Annotated in this window: 18 protein-coding genes and 1 other annotated feature (1 of these 19 cut by a window edge); of the genes, 14 read left to right on the top strand and 4 right to left on the bottom strand. The window is 34.4% G+C overall.

Translation table 11 applies throughout. The features are described 5' to 3' along the window. Positions 1-29 (top strand) — a binding site (T-box leader) (it extends 200 nt beyond the left edge of the window). 51 nt (positions 30-80) lie between these two features. The 5 genes from thrS to MKX72_RS26740 all read left to right on the top strand — a co-directional run bounded on the left by thrS (position 81) and on the right by MKX72_RS26740 (position 6,187). After that, positions 81-2,006 (top strand): threonine--tRNA ligase, encoded by a 1,926-nt coding sequence (gene thrS / locus MKX72_RS26760; RefSeq protein WP_154974518.1) that lies wholly within the window; start codon positions 81-83, stop codon positions 2,004-2,006. A 344-nt stretch (positions 2,007-2,350) separates the two neighbouring features. Then, positions 2,351-3,301, top strand: a complete 951-nt coding sequence (locus tag MKX72_RS26755; RefSeq protein ID WP_154974515.1) for an ABC transporter substrate-binding protein — start codon at positions 2,351-2,353, stop codon at positions 3,299-3,301. Positions 3,302-3,381: 80 nt separating this feature from the next. Next, on the top strand, positions 3,382-4,389 hold the full coding sequence (locus MKX72_RS26750; protein WP_154974512.1) for a FecCD family ABC transporter permease: 1,008 nt from the start codon (positions 3,382-3,384) through the stop codon (positions 4,387-4,389). Next, positions 4,386-5,372, top strand: a complete 987-nt coding sequence (locus tag MKX72_RS26745) for a FecCD family ABC transporter permease (RefSeq protein ID WP_154974509.1) — start codon at positions 4,386-4,388, stop codon at positions 5,370-5,372. The genes MKX72_RS26750 and MKX72_RS26745 overlap by 4 nt, the downstream gene beginning before the upstream one ends. A gap of 14 nt (positions 5,373-5,386) precedes the next feature. Continuing rightward, positions 5,387-6,187 (top strand): ABC transporter ATP-binding protein, encoded by an 801-nt coding sequence (locus MKX72_RS26740; RefSeq protein ID WP_154974506.1) that lies wholly within the window; start codon positions 5,387-5,389, stop codon positions 6,185-6,187. A gap of 132 nt (positions 6,188-6,319) precedes the next feature. On the opposite strand, the gene MKX72_RS26735 is transcribed toward MKX72_RS26740, so the two are convergent. Next, positions 6,320-6,961 (bottom strand): hypothetical protein, encoded by a 642-nt coding sequence (locus MKX72_RS26735; protein WP_154974503.1) that lies wholly within the window; start codon positions 6,959-6,961, stop codon positions 6,320-6,322. A 587-nt stretch (positions 6,962-7,548) separates the two neighbouring features. Here MKX72_RS26735 and MKX72_RS26730 point away from each other — a divergent pair. Further along, positions 7,549-7,896 carry a hypothetical protein gene (locus MKX72_RS26730; RefSeq protein WP_047751948.1) on the top strand — a complete coding sequence of 116 codons (348 nt, stop codon included), beginning with the start codon at positions 7,549-7,551 and terminating at the stop codon, positions 7,894-7,896. Positions 7,897-8,276: 380 nt separating this feature from the next. Here MKX72_RS26730 and MKX72_RS26725 read toward each other — a convergent pair whose 3' ends face one another. Next, positions 8,277-8,477 (bottom strand): hypothetical protein, encoded by a 201-nt coding sequence (locus MKX72_RS26725; protein WP_080963444.1) that lies wholly within the window; start codon positions 8,475-8,477, stop codon positions 8,277-8,279. 797 nt (positions 8,478-9,274) lie between these two features. Between MKX72_RS26725 and MKX72_RS26720 the strand changes: the two genes are divergently transcribed. Further along, entirely contained in the window at positions 9,275-9,646 is a 372-nt protein-coding gene (locus MKX72_RS26720) for a DUF1304 domain-containing protein (RefSeq protein WP_154974500.1), read from the top strand. A 331-nt stretch (positions 9,647-9,977) separates the two neighbouring features. Here the strand turns inward: MKX72_RS26720 and MKX72_RS26715 are convergent, their stop codons facing one another. Together MKX72_RS26715 and MKX72_RS26710 are read right to left on the bottom strand one after the other, a co-directional pair. After that, positions 9,978-10,940 carry a TIGR03943 family putative permease subunit gene (locus tag MKX72_RS26715; protein WP_155008793.1) on the bottom strand — a complete coding sequence of 321 codons (963 nt, stop codon included), beginning with the start codon at positions 10,938-10,940 and terminating at the stop codon, positions 9,978-9,980. A 10-nt stretch (positions 10,941-10,950) separates the two neighbouring features. Next, positions 10,951-11,937: a permease gene (locus tag MKX72_RS26710; RefSeq protein WP_154989059.1), complete on the bottom strand. Its 987-nt coding sequence runs from the start codon at positions 11,935-11,937 to the stop codon at positions 10,951-10,953. A gap of 398 nt (positions 11,938-12,335) precedes the next feature. Here MKX72_RS26710 and MKX72_RS26705 point away from each other — a divergent pair, with 398 nt between their 5' ends. The 7 genes from MKX72_RS26705 to MKX72_RS26675 form a co-directional block, all read left to right on the top strand. Continuing rightward, positions 12,336-12,620, top strand: coding sequence for an HMA2 domain-containing protein (locus MKX72_RS26705; protein ID WP_154989057.1), 285 nt, complete (start codon positions 12,336-12,338; stop codon positions 12,618-12,620). Positions 12,621-12,632: 12 nt separating this feature from the next. After that, entirely contained in the window at positions 12,633-13,169 is a 537-nt protein-coding gene (locus MKX72_RS26700) for an HMA2 domain-containing protein (protein WP_235907432.1), read from the top strand. Positions 13,170-13,172: 3 nt separating this feature from the next. Beyond that, the gene (locus tag MKX72_RS26695) at positions 13,173-15,287 is read left to right on the top strand and encodes a heavy metal translocating P-type ATPase (RefSeq protein WP_235918796.1); all 2,115 of its coding nucleotides are present in this window, start codon (positions 13,173-13,175) and stop codon (positions 15,285-15,287) included. Continuing rightward, entirely contained in the window at positions 15,259-15,849 is a 591-nt protein-coding gene (locus MKX72_RS26690; protein ID WP_154974492.1) for an HMA2 domain-containing protein, read from the top strand. Before MKX72_RS26695 ends, MKX72_RS26690 begins: the two co-directional genes overlap by 29 nt. 65 nt (positions 15,850-15,914) lie before the next feature. Then, positions 15,915-16,142: a hypothetical protein gene (locus tag MKX72_RS26685; protein ID WP_098113975.1), complete on the top strand. Its 228-nt coding sequence runs from the start codon at positions 15,915-15,917 to the stop codon at positions 16,140-16,142. Between the two features lie 280 nt (positions 16,143-16,422). Beyond that, positions 16,423-16,680 carry a FeoA family protein gene (locus tag MKX72_RS26680; protein ID WP_155008795.1) on the top strand — a complete coding sequence of 86 codons (258 nt, stop codon included), beginning with the start codon at positions 16,423-16,425 and terminating at the stop codon, positions 16,678-16,680. After that, the coding region (locus MKX72_RS26675) for a FeoB small GTPase domain-containing protein (RefSeq protein WP_340760981.1) at positions 16,673-16,876 on the top strand (204 nt) is incomplete at its 3' end. The genes MKX72_RS26680 and MKX72_RS26675, both read left to right, overlap by 8 nt.

Raw genomic sequence — 16,876 nt, 5'->3', positions numbered from 1 at the left:
CCACGTGTGAAAACATACTCGTCCCTTACTTAGGGACGAGTATGTTTTTTTTTGACTTTATTTAAATAGGAGAGGTTATCATGAGTAAAGATTTAATTCAAATTCGCTTTTTAGATGGAAATGAGAAAGAATTTTCAAAAGGTATTACATTACATGCTATTGCAGAATCCATTAGTTCTAGCCTAAAGAAGAAAGCTATTGCGGGTAAAGTAAATGGAGAATTGTATGATTTGCATCGAGCCATTAATCAAAATGCAGAAATCGAAATTTTAACAGTAGATTCTGACGAAGGTCTAGAAATTATGAGGCATACAACAGCTCACATACTTGCTCAGGCAGTAAAAAGAGTACATAAGAATGTGAAGTTAGGGGTAGGACCAGTTATTGAAGATGGATTTTATTACGATATGGATCTTTCTACAACGATTGCTTCTAATGAGTTACTACAACTCGAACATGAAATGAAGAAAATTATTAATGAAAATCATCCTATTGAACGTACTGAAGTGACACGTAGTGAAGCTGAAAGAATATTTAGCGAGATAAACGACGAGTTGAAACTGGAGTTATTACGTGATATTCCTATGAATGAAACAGTTACGATTTATAAACAAGGGGAATTTTTCGATTTATGTCGAGGCCCACATCTTCCTTCTACTGGAATGGTTAAGGCGTTTAAATTAACAAAAGTATCAGGAGCATACTGGAGAGGTAACAGCGACAACCAAATGTTACAACGTGTATATGGCGTAGCTTTTCGTTCTCAAAAACAGTTAAATGAGTATCTGATGTTTCTAGAAGAAGCAGCGAAAAGAGACCATAGAAAATTGGGAAATGAACTAGAATTATTTATGTTTTCTGATGAAGCACCTGGAATGCCTTTTTATCTAGCTAAAGGACAAATGGTTAAAAATCAGCTGGAGCAATTCCTACGATCCGTTCAAGAAAAGCATAATTACGAAGAAGTACGTACTCCTTTTATGATGAATCAACAATTATGGGAAAAGTCTGGTCACTGGGATCATTATAAGGATAATATGTATTTTTCAGAAGTGGATAACGCTAAATTTGCATTAAAGCCCATGAACTGTCCTGGTCATATGCTTATCTTTAAAAATAAGCTCCATTCCTATAGAGATTTACCCATTCGAATGGGAGAATTCGGTCAAGTTCACCGTCACGAATTCAGTGGGGCTCTAAATGGATTATTAAGAGTACGTACGTTTTGTCAGGACGATGCTCATATCTTTGTTACTCCTGAACAAATTGAAAGTGAAATTAAATCGGTCATTGAATTAGTGGATTATATCTACAAGACATTTGGTTTTGAATATAGTATTGAACTTTCAACTCGACCAGAAGACTCCATGGGAGAGGATAGCTTATGGGAACTTGCTGAGAGCTCTTTAGAAAACGTATTAAACAAGTTGAACTTTGATTATAAATTAAATGAAGGCGACGGCGCATTTTACGGCCCTAAAATCGATTTTCATATTAAGGATGCTTTAAAAAGAAGCCATCAATGTGCAACAATTCAATTAGACTTCCAACTGCCTGAGAAGTTTGATTTGAATTATATTAATGAAAAGAACGAAAAACAGTGTCCAGTTGTGATTCACCGTGCTATTTTTGGATCTCTTGACCGTTTCTTTGGGATTTTAATTGAACACTTTGGAGGGGTCTTCCCAACATGGTTGGCACCTGTACAGGTAAAGGTTATTCCGGTATCACTGAAAGCTCACCAGCAATATGCACAACAAGTTAAAGAAGCGTTAGGGCAAAAGGGCATTCGAGTAGAGTTAGATAATCGAGAACAAAAGCTCGGATATAAAATTCGCGAAGCTCAAGTGGCTAAGGTTCCTTATATCTTAGTACTAGGAGATAAAGAAATGGAGAGCAACTCCGTCAATGTACGAAAGCATGGAGAAGAGAAATCCGAAACATGCAACATAACTAGCTTTATTGAAAACCTTCAGGATGAAATTACTTCTAAGAAACTTAAATAATAACAAAGAAGGCTCCTTAACATATAATAAGAAGCCTTCTTTTAATGTCCATAGCATAGCTTTCGTCAATGCTTTTTAAAGTAGGAAAAGACAATGAGTAGACCTTTTATTTAATGAAGAAACTAGGTCTTTTATTCACTTAACGTTTTAAAATGCAAAGTTTGTGAAAGTATTATCCATTTTAAGATAATGAAACTTTACTTTAAAAGGTTCATAACCTATGAAAGAGAGTAAATTATTACTGGAAATCTATTGACTATATAAATACGAAAAGATATGCTTAGAACATTACGTTAATGATAATCATTATCATTTTAGTGGATTTAATAGGAGGAAATGAGAAAATGAAAGCTCGAAAGAAATTGAAAATAGTAAGTGTAATGGCAATCCTTTCTATATTATTAGTGTTAGCAGGATGTGGGGCAAAGCAGGATTCTACTAATGAAAAATCTTCTAACAATCAAAAGGTAGCTGTTAAACATGAATTAGGCACTACTAAGGTTCCTAAAAATCCAAAAAGAATTGTTGTTCTTGAATTGTCGTTTGTTGATGCACTTCACGGTTTAGGTATTAAGCCTGTTGGAATAGCTGATGACAACAAAAAAGATATGATTGAACAGTTGGTAAATGGAAAAATGAAGTATACTTCTGTTGGGACACGTCAACAACCAAACCTGGAAGTAATCAGCTCACTAAAGCCTGACTTAATTGTTGCAGATGTTCAACGTCATAAAGCAATTTATAAAGACTTAGAACAAATTGCTCCAACGATTGAGTTGAATAGTCGTGAATCTACATATGAAGAGAATATAGATGCTTTTAAAACAATTGCGAAAGCAACTGGAAAAGATAAAAAAGCAGAAGAGCGATTAAATAAACATGAGGAAACCATTGCGAAATTAAAAAAGGAAGTAAAAGAGGAAAATGGTCAGACAATCTTACCAGCTGTAGTTCGAGACACTTCATTCCAAGCTCATACCTCTGCTTCATATGACGGTGGATTCCTTGAAAAGCTTGGTTTTAAAGATGCTGTACAAAGTAAAGAGGCTTACGCTGAAATGAATTTAGAACAGTTGTCAGACATTAATCCAGATATTTTAATTCTAGCTAATAATGAAGGAAAATTATTAACAGATGAATGGAAATCAAATCCTCTATGGAAGAACTTAAAAGCTGTTAAAAATCATAAGGTATTCGTAGTAGATCGTAACTTATGGACAAGATTCCGAGGTGTTGTTTCTTCAGAAGCAATTGGAAAGGATACAGTTAAGCTTTTACATGATCAACAAAAGTAAAGCTGTAACTATGAAGTGAGAATAGTTTTCTATTCTTGCTTCTATTTGTATAGCAAAGTATATGAGAAAGTGTGTTGTGAATAAACATGAATATCAAGAAACAACGAACAAGTAGATACATAACAGGATTTATTGGTGTTTTTTTATTGATAGCTGGAATATTTATTCACGTTTCTGTAGGTTCTTCTTCTATTAGTATAACTGATGTAATAAGAGCCCTATTGCACCCAGACGATTCCAAACAAACAACGATTATTCAAACTCTGAGACTACCGCGAGCCGTTCTTGCAGCACTAATTGGGGCTAGTCTTGCTGTAGCTGGAGCACTGATGCAAGCTATTACTAGAAACTCTCTAGCTTCTCCTCAAGTATTCGGCATAAATGCCGGAGCTTCATTAGCTATTGTTGTGGCAACAATCTTATTTCCAGAATTATATTCAAAAACAACTGTTTATTTTTCATTCTTAGGATCTGCATTAGGTGGAATAACCGTCTACTTATTCGCGTCTGGGGGGAAAGTAACACATATTAAGTTAGCTCTTGCTGGTATGGCTGTTCATCTATTTTTATCTTCCCTTACACAGGGAGTAATTGTGTTAAATGAAGATGCTACGGACGTTTTATATTGGCTTGTAGGGTCAATTAATGGAAAGAACTGGTCTCATGTTTTAGTATTACTTCCATGGTCTGTATTTGGACTTTTAGCAGCTTTCATCATGGGGCGCTCAATTTCTATATTAGTTCTAGGGGAAAATATGGCAACCGGTTTAGGTGAAAAAGTACAGTGGATAAGGCTTGTTGCTGGAGTAATTGTTATTATCCTTGCTGGTTCTTCCGTTGCGGTTGCTGGTCCAATAGGCTTTATTGGTCTGATGGTTCCTCATATTGCACGAAAGTTAGTGGGAGGAGATTATCAACGTATCTTACCATTTTCCGCACTTTTAGGTGGGACTCTACTTGTTTATGCAGACATACTTTCACGTTTTATTGCATACCCGTTCGAATCACCGGTAGGGATTGTAACAGCTCTTATTGGGGCACCTTTCTTTTTATATCTTGCTAGAAAGGGGAGGAAGATTAAACAATGAACGCAAAAAAACATCCTTATGGCATACTCAGTATACTCCTCCTCATCCTAGTTATGATGGCATTCATAAGTTTGGGTATTGGAGCTGTATACACTTCACCAGTTGAAGTTTTTACTAATCTTATAGGATCATCACAAAGTAATCATTTTATTTTATTTAATTATCGAATTCCACGAATGCTTCTTGCTGTTATAGTTGGAGCATCTTTAGCTGTCTCTGGAGCTATCTTGCAAGGAATTTTAAAAAATCCATTAGCGTCTCCAGATGTAATCGGTGTAACAAAAGGGTCAGGTTTATTTGCAGTTGCTGTTTTAATTATTTTTCCAGGGGCTTCTATGGTAGCATTACCATTTTCAGCTTTTTTAGGAGCTGCAGTAATTGCAATTGCTCTTATGCTATTCTCATATACACAAGGTACAAAAACTCATTCATTAGCGTTAATAGGCGTTGCTTTAGGGGCTATCTGCCAAGCCGGCATTCAGTATTTTATGATTAAGTTTCCAGATAACGTCAACACAACGCTTTTATGGTTAACTGGAAGCTTATGGGGAAGAGGCTGGAATGAAATGTGGTTTTTAATTCCTTGTCTTGTCCTTATTCCTTTAATTGTTATTTTTACTTCTAAGTTAGATATTTTGAATTTGGGAGATGAAATGGCAGTCGGATTAGGAGAAAGAATAAAATATGTTCGTTATACTTTATTGAGTATAGCCGTGATTTTAATAGGGGCATCAGTAGCCGTTGTTGGATCAATAGGCTTTATTGGACTTATTTCTCCTCACGTAGGGAGAAGGTTAGTAGGTAGTCGTTCAAAATTCTTATTACCTGTATCAGCACTAATTGGATCCTTGTTTTTACTTCTGGCTGACACTGTAGGGAGAGGTATAGTTCCTCCAATCGAAATTCCAGCTGGTATCGTAACAGCGATTATAGGAGCTCCTTATTTCTTATACTTACTGCGACGCGAACAAAAAAATAAGTGAGAGGAAGAGTATGTATGACAAAATTAACTGCAGAGAAGCTTTCGATCTCATACGATTCAACGTCGATCATTAATAATATTGATCTTCATATTCCAGAAGGCAAAATAAGTATCATTATTGGCTCAAATGGTTGTGGAAAATCAACAATTCTTCGATCTTTAGCACGTCTATTAAAACCAACACAAGGTTGTATTTATTTAAATGGAAAAGATATTCACCAGCACTCTTCAAAAGAGGTCGCAAAACAATTAGCTATCTTGTCTCAGTCTCCTGACGCACCTGAAGATCTAACAGTTAAAGAGCTTTGTTATTACGGGCGTCATCCCCATAAAGGACTGTTTGCACGTTATTCTAATGAAGATCACAAAACTGTAAGTGACGCTTTGAAATCTACTAAGATGGAATATTTAAGTGACCGAACTTTAGATGCTTTATCTGGAGGGCAGCGTCAACGTGCATGGATTGCTATGGCTTTAGCACAAGGAACGGAATTATTACTTTTGGATGAGCCGACAACATATTTAGACTTGGCTCACCAAATTGAAGTACTCGAATTATTGCGTAACCTAAATAAGCAACAGGACCGAACAATTGTAATGGTTCTACATGATTTGAACCAGGCTGCTCGTTACGCTGATCACTTAATTAGTATCTCAAGTGGAAAGATTTATACAGAAGGATCTCCCAAGCAAGTCTTTACTGAAGAAATGATAGAAGAGGTATTCGGACTTTCATGTAAAATAATAGACAATCCCGTAGATCATTCACCTTTATGTATACCAACAGGGATTTATAAGAAAAATTTCACTAAATAGACAAAATAATATACGTAGAAAGAAGCTACTGTGTCCAATATAGTCATTCAGTAGCTCTTTTTATATAAAAGGGACCTATGGAAATTGTTATGGTTCCTATAACAAATAGGTTACTTAAATTTTCTGTTCCATTTATTGATCCTCTGGATCTACCTCGAGACTTTCAACTTCATCATTCTTCTTTAATTCTAATCGCACAACTTTATTTTTACTATCTCCAGACATAATGTCGTCGTCTTGCTCAAAGCCTTTAGATTTTTTATAAGTCTTTTTTCCACTAGACACTTCTATTGTTACATCATTATCGGTCTCATTGATTAATTTTCCAATTATGCTATAATCTCCATAAGCATCTTTTTCGTATATACCATTTGAATCTGCTTTTGCTTGAGGAGTTAACTCTAGACTTTCTGCATTGTTATCTTTAGCATCAATCTCTACGTTTACTTGTTTTCCATCAATATCCTTAGGTGTATCTTCTTCTTTTTTAAACGACTTACTTTTAGGTATCTTTACTTTTTCACCATCAATAACAATTGTTAACTCATTATTCGTTTCTTTGTCTAATGTTCCTATTAAATCAAAATCTTCACCTTGCTGTTTACTATCCGGATCCTTGGAGTACTGTTGTAAATTTAATTTATCTTCCGAAGAGCCATTTTTACTTTGTGATGCATTTTGCGATGAATCATTTTTGTTAGAGCATCCTGCGAGAGAACCTGTAGCTAAAGCACCTGCTAATGAAATACAAAGAACTACCATTTTTTTGTTCATATAGATTATTTCTCCTTTTTATCTGTTTTTATTTATATTTCCTATTCTTTAAAAAAACAAACGAAATTACGATTATAAAATTAAAAGCGTTTTATACCGTAAAGTATTGTTATATTTATATGTGTACAATTATCCAAGCACCTATTTCTCTAAGTTGTTTCTTTTTTATTTAACGATAACTAAATTTCCACTATATAACAACATTTTCCCTATTAAACCCAATTAAAATCCTAGAATACCTTTTTCAGGGTCTGAATAGCTCATTTTTTATACCTAATACATGTTACAATACGTTTTGTAGATGCGAATAAAAATTCCATTTCTTATTTCATAGGCAAAGGAAGTCCTCATAATTTGAGGGCTTTTCTTGTTTTTAATCTGATGATAGTCAATTTACAAAGAAGACCGTTAGATTATAACCTAATTTTTCAAGATCATTTATAAGAAATAACCTCCTAACTATTATTTAAGGAGCATAGTTTTTTGTATCAAGGCTACCATTTTTACCTAATGCAATTTTTATAGCATAAAGAAACAATCGTTGGGTAAACTACTAACAAATATGATTATGATGAGAGTGTATATGTATGAGTTATTTTTATGGTGCTACCTTTTTATTTTCGGGTTTATTTCTAATAAACCTGTTATTTTCGTATCAAAGTAAGCATATTGATCCGGCCTTTTGGACGACTTTAAAGTATCAACTTTTTGCCTTCCCACTATTTTTAATAGCCAATATGCTCATCGGATACGGCATCAAATTTGGATTTAAAGCGATTCAGAATTTAACATTTGTTTTAGTTACATCTAAAGGAATAGAGATAGTGATTTCAATATTAATGGGTTATCTATTTTTTAAAGAGGTTCCTACTTGGAAAACAGCATTGGGTTTTTTTATTATGATTGTAGGCATTATTGTTTCAAAAATAAAATAGAACCTTAAACGGTTTTAAAATCTATATTGGTAAACTTAAACAATAGACAACTTCTTTTTAGAGAACATTGTAGTAAAGCTTTAGTTACTATAATCACTCTTTTTGATCATAGTAAAAAAAATGCCTTTTCGTGCAACTCATGCACAAGGGTGATAAGAAAAATCACTATTATGAGGTGTGCAGCTTTTTATAGATGAAGAACATGCTAATGATTGTTGGTTAAAGAGATGCTTAACAACCAAACCTTTTAATACATATGCTCAGACAGTAGAACTCTACTGTTTATGGTAAGAATATGATATGCTTTATTTTCAGTTATAGATTTTTTGAAAGGGTACCTCCTTCTCCAATGCCATTAGAACGAGGTACCCTTTTCTTATTTAACTGCTAAAGAAACTTCCACTCTTTCTTTTCCTCTTATAATGATGATGTCCATAACTTCCGTGATGACCACGTCTTTTCCTATAATCATCACTACTGCTATAACTCTTAAAAGGCTTTGATCTTCCTCTTTTATAATCACTGCTACTGTAACGCTTGTGCTTATTATTCATTAGTGAATCAAACAGTTTCTTGAACATGATTTAACCACTCCTCATAGTCATTTTAAATCTATAAAAAACAAAAAGCGCTTTTATCCTTTTAGTAGATAAAAGCGCTTGATGTACAAACAAAGACTTCACCCCACTAAAAAAATAGGCAAAGGTCTTGCTAACAATTAAGATTGCCAACAAAGCCGGAAACATGTTGTTTCGTAGTGACGACTTTTGTTGTACAGCTACTCCCCTTTGGAGTATTAAGTTTGTTCAATGTTAACTTAAACCAATTCTATAAGTCAATTAATAACTTATTAGTTATTAATATTTTTGATATTCTTTAAATTACACTTGAACTTGTAATTACCCTATAGTTACATTATATTAATTGATACATCAAATGCTTTTGTGGAATTTAATTTTCAACCATTTATTTTTTATAATATTTGTAGTCAATTATCAAAACAGGAAGAGAAATAAAAAAATTAATTGAGTTTGCAAAGTTCAACACTGAATAAGTCAACACGGCCTCGACTGTGATTGCCGTATCTCGGGGATAAGAAAAAGAGTTAATCTTAAAAATATTCTGCCTAGATAAAGATCTTTACCTCCAAGCTAATTTCAATGGGGAAAATAGCAAACGAAAGGCATAATTCTCATAGTTTAGCATTTAATGTGGTTACAATTTGGAAATGACTGAATAAATAACTTGATTTTAAAGCAAGTTATTTTAATGCCAAAAGGAACTGCTAGAAAATTTTATTTTAGAAAAAACTCATTATGTTCATTCATGAGTTTTCGCACATGCAAAAAAATCAGAAAACAGAAGGTGGAAATGGCACATGGAAATATTTTCAGCAGTTTTAGTTGGAATTGTAGCTTTAGAACATTTATTCATTATGATTCTTGAAATGTTTTTTATTCATTCAAAGATAGCAAAACGAGCATTCAAATTACCTAAGCACTTAGAAGGAGATCGGAATGTAGCTGTTATGTTTGCAAATCAAGGATTATATAATGGATTTTTAGCCGCGGGACTCATTTGGGGGCTCATACTAGGATCCAATTCAGTTGGCTATATGATTCAATTGTTTTTCGTAATTTGTGTGGTGGTGGCAGCCATTTACGGTGGTTTTACATCCAACAAGTCAATTATTATAAAACAAGGACTTCCGGCTATTTTAGCACTGATTACTCTTTGGTCTGTTATATAGGATGTCCGCCCAATCTGCATAAAGACAGCACCTAACTATTTGGGTGCTGTCTTTATGAAAAGAAGGACTTCTGAATCTTTAATCAACTAATTTTATATTACTAAAAACTGATATAAGCAAGCTATAACTTTGTTATGATTTCTGACACAAATAATTTATATTATTTTTTATTTTGTTAACGATAATAATTACTTTAACATTAATAATTTTGAATACAAAAGTCCGTAAAAGTATAGGTTTTTAGACAACATTGTACTTCCCAAGTATCTAACGTAACAAATAAATTACGTGTAGTTGGCCCTTGGTAGCATACATATATCTTATAGTCTTTTCATTCTTCAGGGCCTATTAGTTGTTCACCTTGATAAAGTTCATATACGTACGGATTGTCAGGCTGGTCAATGGACTCAATCTGTTGAACCTGAATATAGGGGACATTTTCTTCGTTATACGTAGTTTTTTGTATAATTCCTTTTATATGAACCCAAGTATCTTTTTTTAATGTTGAGGCATTTTCTAGTGTAGATAATAAGCCGTATACAGATGCATCTGCTGCACAACAAGATATGCCAAAGCGAGCAACAACGAATTGATTATCTTTAAATCCTTTTTCACGATATACAAAGCCATTGACCTCAATTTTCTTTCCAATAAACTGATCTGTGTTGTTTTCAATAATGTTCATGACTGGAATATAATCCGTGTCATTTATAGAAATTTTCGGTTGTTCGAGCAGCTTCTTTTCAAGTATTTTATAAAAACCTTTAGGTGCCACTTTAGCAGCAAGACTATTTTGGTGTCTTGTTGGAACGTTCTTTGGTGTTTCATCTGAAATTCCAGATAATAAATCATTCGTATCTTTTCCTAGTTCTGAATTAGTGGCTTCAATGTTTTTATCATCTTCGGTTTGTTGTTGAGTATCAAGTTTCGCAACTGAGAAACTTAACCCTCTTTTTACTGCAACCGAACTATCAAGTGTATGATTAGAAAATAAAAAGCCCGTCATAATAGGCAATAGAAATAAAGAGTAAATCAACGCTGTTCGAATTTTTCCTTTTTCCGTATGATCATGACCGCATTCACAAGATAAATCTTTATTTATGCTACTTCGCCAAATTTGTATAATACCTAACAAAAAAAAGGTACCAGAAGAAAACAATATAAAAGGCATCATTTTAGGCGCAATAAATTGAATGATTTTACCTGTTAATATGAGTTTAAACATAAGGAGGGAAAAACCAATTAGCAATATCCCCCTTATATAGATGACAAATTGCTGGTCAATTTTTTTCATACCACTTCTCCTATCTACTAACTATCCCATAAGTCATGACAATAACGTATACAACCACAGTAATGATAAGAATCAGACTAAATGCAAAACGTTTTTTAAAAAAAGACAATAGCATAATGGTGTTTTTAAAATCCATCATAGGACCATATAGTAGAAAGGCAAGAAGAGCTGTAGGTGAAAATGTATGAGAAAAAGATGAAGCAACAAAAGCATCTGCTTCTGAACAAAGTGACAGTACATAAGCAAATCCCATCATAACGGCAGAAGACATAAATTCATTACTTGCAAGGTTTGTTAATAATTGTCTATCTAAAAAGGTTTGAAACAGACTTGCCACAAGCGCCCCGAATAATAAATATTTACCCATATCGAAAAATTCATCACTAGCATGATACAACGTTTGCTTTAACTTATTACCTACTTTTGCGTCCTCATGTTCATGAACGTGTACATGTCGTAGCTGATTCGAATTTTTAAAAAAGAAATAAACGGATAGACCAATTAATAGACAAGCAACAACAGCTAGTCCCATACGGCTGTAGACGATGGATGTATTTGATTGAAAGGCATAAAAAGTAGCAGCAAAGACAACAGGATTTAAAATAGGTGCACCAACTAGAATGACAATACCGATATGAAGAGGCATTCCTTTTTTTAATAAACGCCTTACAACTGGAATAATGGCACATTCACAAACAGGTAAAAGAGCACTTACTAGAACAGCTGGTAAAAGAGCTATATACGGATTTTTTGGAATTAGACGTTGAATGAATTCTTCTGAGACAAATACTTGAATCAGGGCAGATGCAAATACTCCGATTAAAATGAAGGGTATAGCCTCAAGTACAATGCTTAAAAAAATGGAGTTTACATTTAATAGAGATGCTGGGATAGCTAAATCGTGCGTATTTATATCGACAAAGAAAAAACAATAACCAAAAAGTACTAGTAACAGCACACCTATTAGGTCTTTACTTAACTGTGATAGAGTTGTCATGATCTATCATTTCACCTCCAATTACTAAAACTATATGATAGAGTTTAAACACATTATGCAGCTAATAAGAAAGAGTTAATATAAAAAATATTTAAAAGATAAAAACCTCAAAAACAATAATTATCCCTTCAACAAAACGTAATGTTTACGATTTGTTGTATATTATGTAAAAAGCATAAGGTATAGAACTGAGAAATACAGATACGTTTAGTTTTGCAATTTCTTATCTTATTGTTGAGAATCAGTACTAGAATACTGTAAATTTTAGTACTTACTTGTACGTAATAAAATTTACAGTATTTTAATAATTATATTGTTATAAAATATATAAGTTGGTAAAATAAAGAAAAATGATTGGTGGTATTTGGATATTAATGAGTATTAAAGAGAAGGTATTAATGAAATTTGCAGAGAAGAAATTAAATAAGTTACAGATTAATCTTGTGCACTTCATTCCAGGAAGAATTAGACTTCGTTCAACTGTTTGGAAAGATAATAGTAAGCTAGTCGAATTAATTATTTTAAATTTGAAATCTCAACCCCTTGTCTACGACGCTATATTTACACCAGATACCGGAAGTTTACTTATTACATATAAGGCTTCTCACATGACAAATAACAAAGAAATTGAAGAGTGGTTTTACCTTATTGAACAAATATATCAAAAAGAATATAGATCTTAAGGAGAGGAAGGAATGAGCATGCTTCCCACTGTAATAGGTTTAGGTGCTTCCTTTATTGCCCCAAAAATTATGTCTCAATTCCGTGATCAAAAAATAAAAGTAATACATGCCATGCCAGGTCGCCTGCGCATACAATGCGACAGTTGGAAGCATCGTATTATTGCAAAGACTTTAACGGAAGAGGTAAAAAAACACCCTCTTATCCTAACATCGAAAGCTTCAGAGCTAACCGGAAGTTTAGTGCTTCAATTTGTTGTTCCGCATATCAACCAAGAAGAGCTAGACGAACTCATGAGCTATATTGTACAAATCGCATCTAATGCCATCTTAAACAAAGATGCGACATTAATGAATGGTATGACTAACACACTTAGATTTGTAGATAAAGGAATTAAAAAGCAAACCAACGGTTTTGCTGACTTTGATAGTTTATTTGTTCTCTTTTTATTAGGAAAAGGAATTCAGACGTTTGGAAGTGCGCCTGCTTTCTCTGCAAGCCTACTTTATTGGTCATACAATATCATTAAGGAGAAGGGGGGAAAAGAATAGGTGATGATGTTTGGGGTAAAGGTAGCTCATTCTCTTCCTGGAAGAACCCGATTTTATATACCTAAACATTTAGAAATAAGTCGTATTGAAGCTTGGCTACGCTCTTTCCCAGGCGTATATTCTGTAAACTATAAACAAGTAACCGGAAGTCTACTTATCTATCATCATATTAACCTTTCTTTGGATAATCTAAAGTCTTTCATTAGGAAATATAGACATACAATCAGTCAAGTAACATCTTCATGGAAAAAGTTCGTCCCTGTTATAGCTTGTGGAACCGTATTTTTAATTAACTGGTACCTGCAACGTTCTTCATACTCTCCTATAGTAAAGGCAGTTTCTTATTGGATTAGCTCTCTTACTGCTATCAGTACTTCCTATGAGGTCATTAAAGACGGTGTTGTTCATGTCCTAAAAGAGCGAAAAGGGAATGCTAATACATTAACTGCTGCCTCTATATTTGCTTCTTTATATATGAAGAATCCAGGATCGGCTTTAATTATCACTTTGATGTCTACAATTAGTGAGCTATTAACAGACTACACGTCTGAACAAACCAAGCATTATATTCACTCTGTCCTAAAATTAGATATCTCATATGCTTGGAGAGTAAAAGAAAAGGGCGTTGAAGAAAAGGTTTTAGTCGAGAAAATTCAAGTTGGCGATCAGGTTGTCATTTTTACTGGAGAAAAAATCCCTGTAGATGGCATTATAATAGAGGGAAACGGTACAGCAGATGAAGCTTCCATTACTGGGGAGTATATGCCGCGGGAGGTAAGTGGTGGAGATAATGTGTACGCTGGAAGTGTCTTGCAGAGTGGACATGTTACCGTAACAGTTGAAAAAGTAGGAGAAGATACATCCCTCTCTAAAATTGTGAAACTGTTGGAGGAAGCACAAGATAAACGCGCTCCTATTCAAAATATAGCCGATACAGTAGCTGAAAAAATGGTTCCTGTTTCTTTTGGTTTGGCACTGCTTACATTTTTCTTCACTCGAAATCTTAACAGAGCGATGAGTATGTTAGTTATTGATTTTATTTGCGGAATTAAATTATCAACGGCAACAGCTTTATACGCATCCATTGGGCGTGCTGCAAAAGAAGGGGCTATTGTTAAAGGCAGTGATCATATTGAAAAGATGTCTAAACTAAATACAGTTATTCTTGATAAGACCGGAACTATTACAGAAGGAACGCCTGTGGTTCAGCAAGTAATTGCTGCTAAAGGTTTTAATCAAGAAGATGTCATTCGTTTAGCTGCAGCAGCTGAGAAAAATTCTACCCATCCTATTGCTGATGCAATTATGAAGCAAGCGAAAGACTGGAACATTTTAATTCCTACTAGAGACAAGAATGCTCAAATAGAAACTGCGGTAGGAAAAGGGATTTCTACTTGGTTAGACGGCAAAAGAGTAGTCGTTGGCAGTTTACGCTTTATGAATGAATTAAAGATCAAAACCACTACTTTGCTTCAACACATGCAAAACGATGAAAATGTTATTTACGTAGCCTACGATCAAACACTCGTAGGAATAGTCAGCATTTTTGATAAAATACGTTCCGGTATGCACCGCGCAGTGAACAATCTTCGACATCAAGGTATTAACGACATCATTATGCTTACTGGAGACAAAAGAACGGTCGCAAGAGAAATGGCGCGTCGCTTAAAACTGAACTGGTATCATGCAGAGGCTTTGCCAGAAGATAAAGCCTTTTATGTAAAAAGGTATGGGAGAACAGGGGCTGTCATGATGGTAGGTGATGGCATCAATGATGCTCCAGCTCTAGCTCATGCCCATGTAGGTGTAACGATGGGGGCTAAACGAACAGACATTGCTTCAGAAGCCAGTGACGTTATTATTACGTCTGATAACCCAGAAATGCTTTCTGAGTTAGTTGGACTATCTAAAAAGACCATGAACATTATTAAACAAAACTTTATTGCCACGTTTGCTATTAATGGTATTGCAATTTTATTCGGTGCTTTAGGTATCTTCTCTCCAATCGTGGGAGCAGCTATTCATAATGCGGCCACTATTGGTGTAGTAATAAATAGTGCAAGAATTTTATGGGTAGGGAGGGAAACCAATGAATCCCAAATTCTACGTTCTGCATGATATACCAGGTCGTATTCGATTTCATATCCCAGCATTGAGAGATAAGAAAAATCATGTGGAAATAGAGCATATGTTTTCTGCTTTAAAAGGTATAACGAGTGTGAGAATAGAACCCATCATTCAAACCATGCTTATTTACTATGATGTCTCACAACTTTCTCGCAATACCATTTTTCGTTATGTATCTATCTTTTTTCAGCAAACGCGTTTAGATCCATTAGATGATATTATGATTCAAATGGATCCTGCCACACGAAATGATTGGCTACGTACATTGTTTTCCGGGGGATTACTTCTACTGGCAGGTATTCGAAAAGCATCTTTTTATAAACCAGATGCACTCGTATATGGAGCAGTAGTTGCGACAGGCTATACGGTCTTATCCCACGGCACGAGCAATAAAATGAGGCACCCAGATATTTTAACTGGAATTGTTACGATGTTATCTCTAGGGCCATCAAATATGCTCTATGTAGCGATGATTACATGGATTGTAAATGTGTTGGAATTGTTACATGAAAAGCAGAAAGTGCAATCACAAAAGTTATCTACAATTACGTAAGATATTCATTCATACCTTTTGTATGAATTGATATAAAAAACTTAGGATTATGGGGGAGTTTTATAATGATTAATCGCGATTTTCTAATGGGATTTGTATCAGGAACAGTGGTAGGTGCAGTAGGTTATCGTCTATATGAACAAAATGGGGGACAATTACAACGCCTTGTCCAACCTAAACAAAGTTTTGGTAGCCAACAACAAGCAATTACATCTTATCAACCTTCTATGGAAGAGCTTCAAGCGCAGAAAGAACGTTTAGAGGACATGATTGCTGAATTACAAGTAAAATAATGATAAAAAGAGTGAGAGATAGTTCCAGGCTACCTCTCATTCTTTTTATCTTCTAATGGGGGCTAGTTTAAATAATAAATATTTACCTTAGGTTAAAAAGTTTCCTTAGGTAAACTATTTATATACATTATATTCCACAAGCAAAGGATTATCAATAAAATTAAGGATTTATAAATTTTTATTTCTGAAAATTCTAAATATAAACCACTTTTTGTTCATAAAGTTTCCTTTGCGAAACAAAATAACCTAAGATAAAAAAATAAGAAAGGAAGAAAATTAGATGGTTGATGTAAAAACTGGTCCGTTGTCTACATTTACAACAGGTGAAACGGTGCAGCTAGAGCGAATTGAAGTTGAAGGTTCCTTAAAGCGACGCTTGTTAGATTTAGGCTTTATTCCAGGAGCCATAATTAGGGTACTTCAGAAAAGTCCGTTAGGAGATCCTGTTGCTTATCAAGTCAGTCATACAACGATTGGTCTCAGAAAAGAAGAAAGCTCAAAAATGTACGTAAAAAAAGTAGGTGACGACGATGAGTAAGTATCGCATTGCACTAGCAGGAAATCCGAATACAGGAAAAAGTACGTTATTTAACGGGTTAACCGGTCTCAAGCAGCACACGGGAAACTGGACAGGAAAAACCGTGGCCAAGGCAGAAGGGACGTTTGAACATCACGAGCAGCTCTACACAATCGTCGATCTGCCTGGAACGTATTCACTTTATTCAAACTCGGCG

The sequence above is a fragment of the Priestia sp. FSL R5-0597 genome (assembly GCF_038006305.1).
Classification (GTDB): Bacteria; Bacillota; Bacilli; order Bacillales; family Bacillaceae_H; genus Priestia; species Priestia zanthoxyli.
Note: the sequence above shows the minus strand (reverse complement) of the source record. Positions and strands in the feature narration are given on the sequence as shown.

Bases quoted from the DNA above. Each gene is read 5' to 3' on its own strand.
- thrS (WP_154974518.1), top strand. From the start codon at position 81: ATGAGTAAAGATTTAATTCAAATTCGCTTTTTAGATGGAAATGAGAAA.
- MKX72_RS26755 (WP_154974515.1), top strand. From the start codon at position 2,351: ATGAAAGCTCGAAAGAAATTGAAAATAGTAAGTGTAATGGCAATCCTT.
- MKX72_RS26745 (WP_154974509.1), top strand. From the start codon at position 4,386: ATGAACGCAAAAAAACATCCTTATGGCATACTCAGTATACTCCTCCTC.
- MKX72_RS26740 (WP_154974506.1), top strand. From the start codon at position 5,387: ATGACAAAATTAACTGCAGAGAAGCTTTCGATCTCATACGATTCAACG.
- MKX72_RS26735 (WP_154974503.1), bottom strand. From the start codon at position 6,961: ATGAACAAAAAAATGGTAGTTCTTTGTATTTCATTAGCAGGTGCTTTA.
- MKX72_RS26730 (WP_047751948.1), top strand. From the start codon at position 7,549: ATGAGTTATTTTTATGGTGCTACCTTTTTATTTTCGGGTTTATTTCTA.
- MKX72_RS26725 (WP_080963444.1), bottom strand. From the start codon at position 8,477: ATGTTCAAGAAACTGTTTGATTCACTAATGAATAATAAGCACAAGCGT.
- MKX72_RS26720 (WP_154974500.1), top strand. From the start codon at position 9,275: ATGGAAATATTTTCAGCAGTTTTAGTTGGAATTGTAGCTTTAGAACAT.
- MKX72_RS26715 (WP_155008793.1), bottom strand. From the start codon at position 10,940: ATGAAAAAAATTGACCAGCAATTTGTCATCTATATAAGGGGGATATTG.
- MKX72_RS26710 (WP_154989059.1), bottom strand. From the start codon at position 11,937: ATGACAACTCTATCACAGTTAAGTAAAGACCTAATAGGTGTGCTGTTA.
- MKX72_RS26705 (WP_154989057.1), top strand. From the start codon at position 12,336: ATGAAATTTGCAGAGAAGAAATTAAATAAGTTACAGATTAATCTTGTG.
- MKX72_RS26700 (WP_235907432.1), top strand. From the start codon at position 12,633: ATGAGCATGCTTCCCACTGTAATAGGTTTAGGTGCTTCCTTTATTGCC.
- MKX72_RS26695 (WP_235918796.1), top strand. From the start codon at position 13,173: ATGATGTTTGGGGTAAAGGTAGCTCATTCTCTTCCTGGAAGAACCCGA.
- MKX72_RS26690 (WP_154974492.1), top strand. From the start codon at position 15,259: ATGAATCCCAAATTCTACGTTCTGCATGATATACCAGGTCGTATTCGA.
- MKX72_RS26685 (WP_098113975.1), top strand. From the start codon at position 15,915: ATGATTAATCGCGATTTTCTAATGGGATTTGTATCAGGAACAGTGGTA.
- MKX72_RS26680 (WP_155008795.1), top strand. From the start codon at position 16,423: ATGGTTGATGTAAAAACTGGTCCGTTGTCTACATTTACAACAGGTGAA.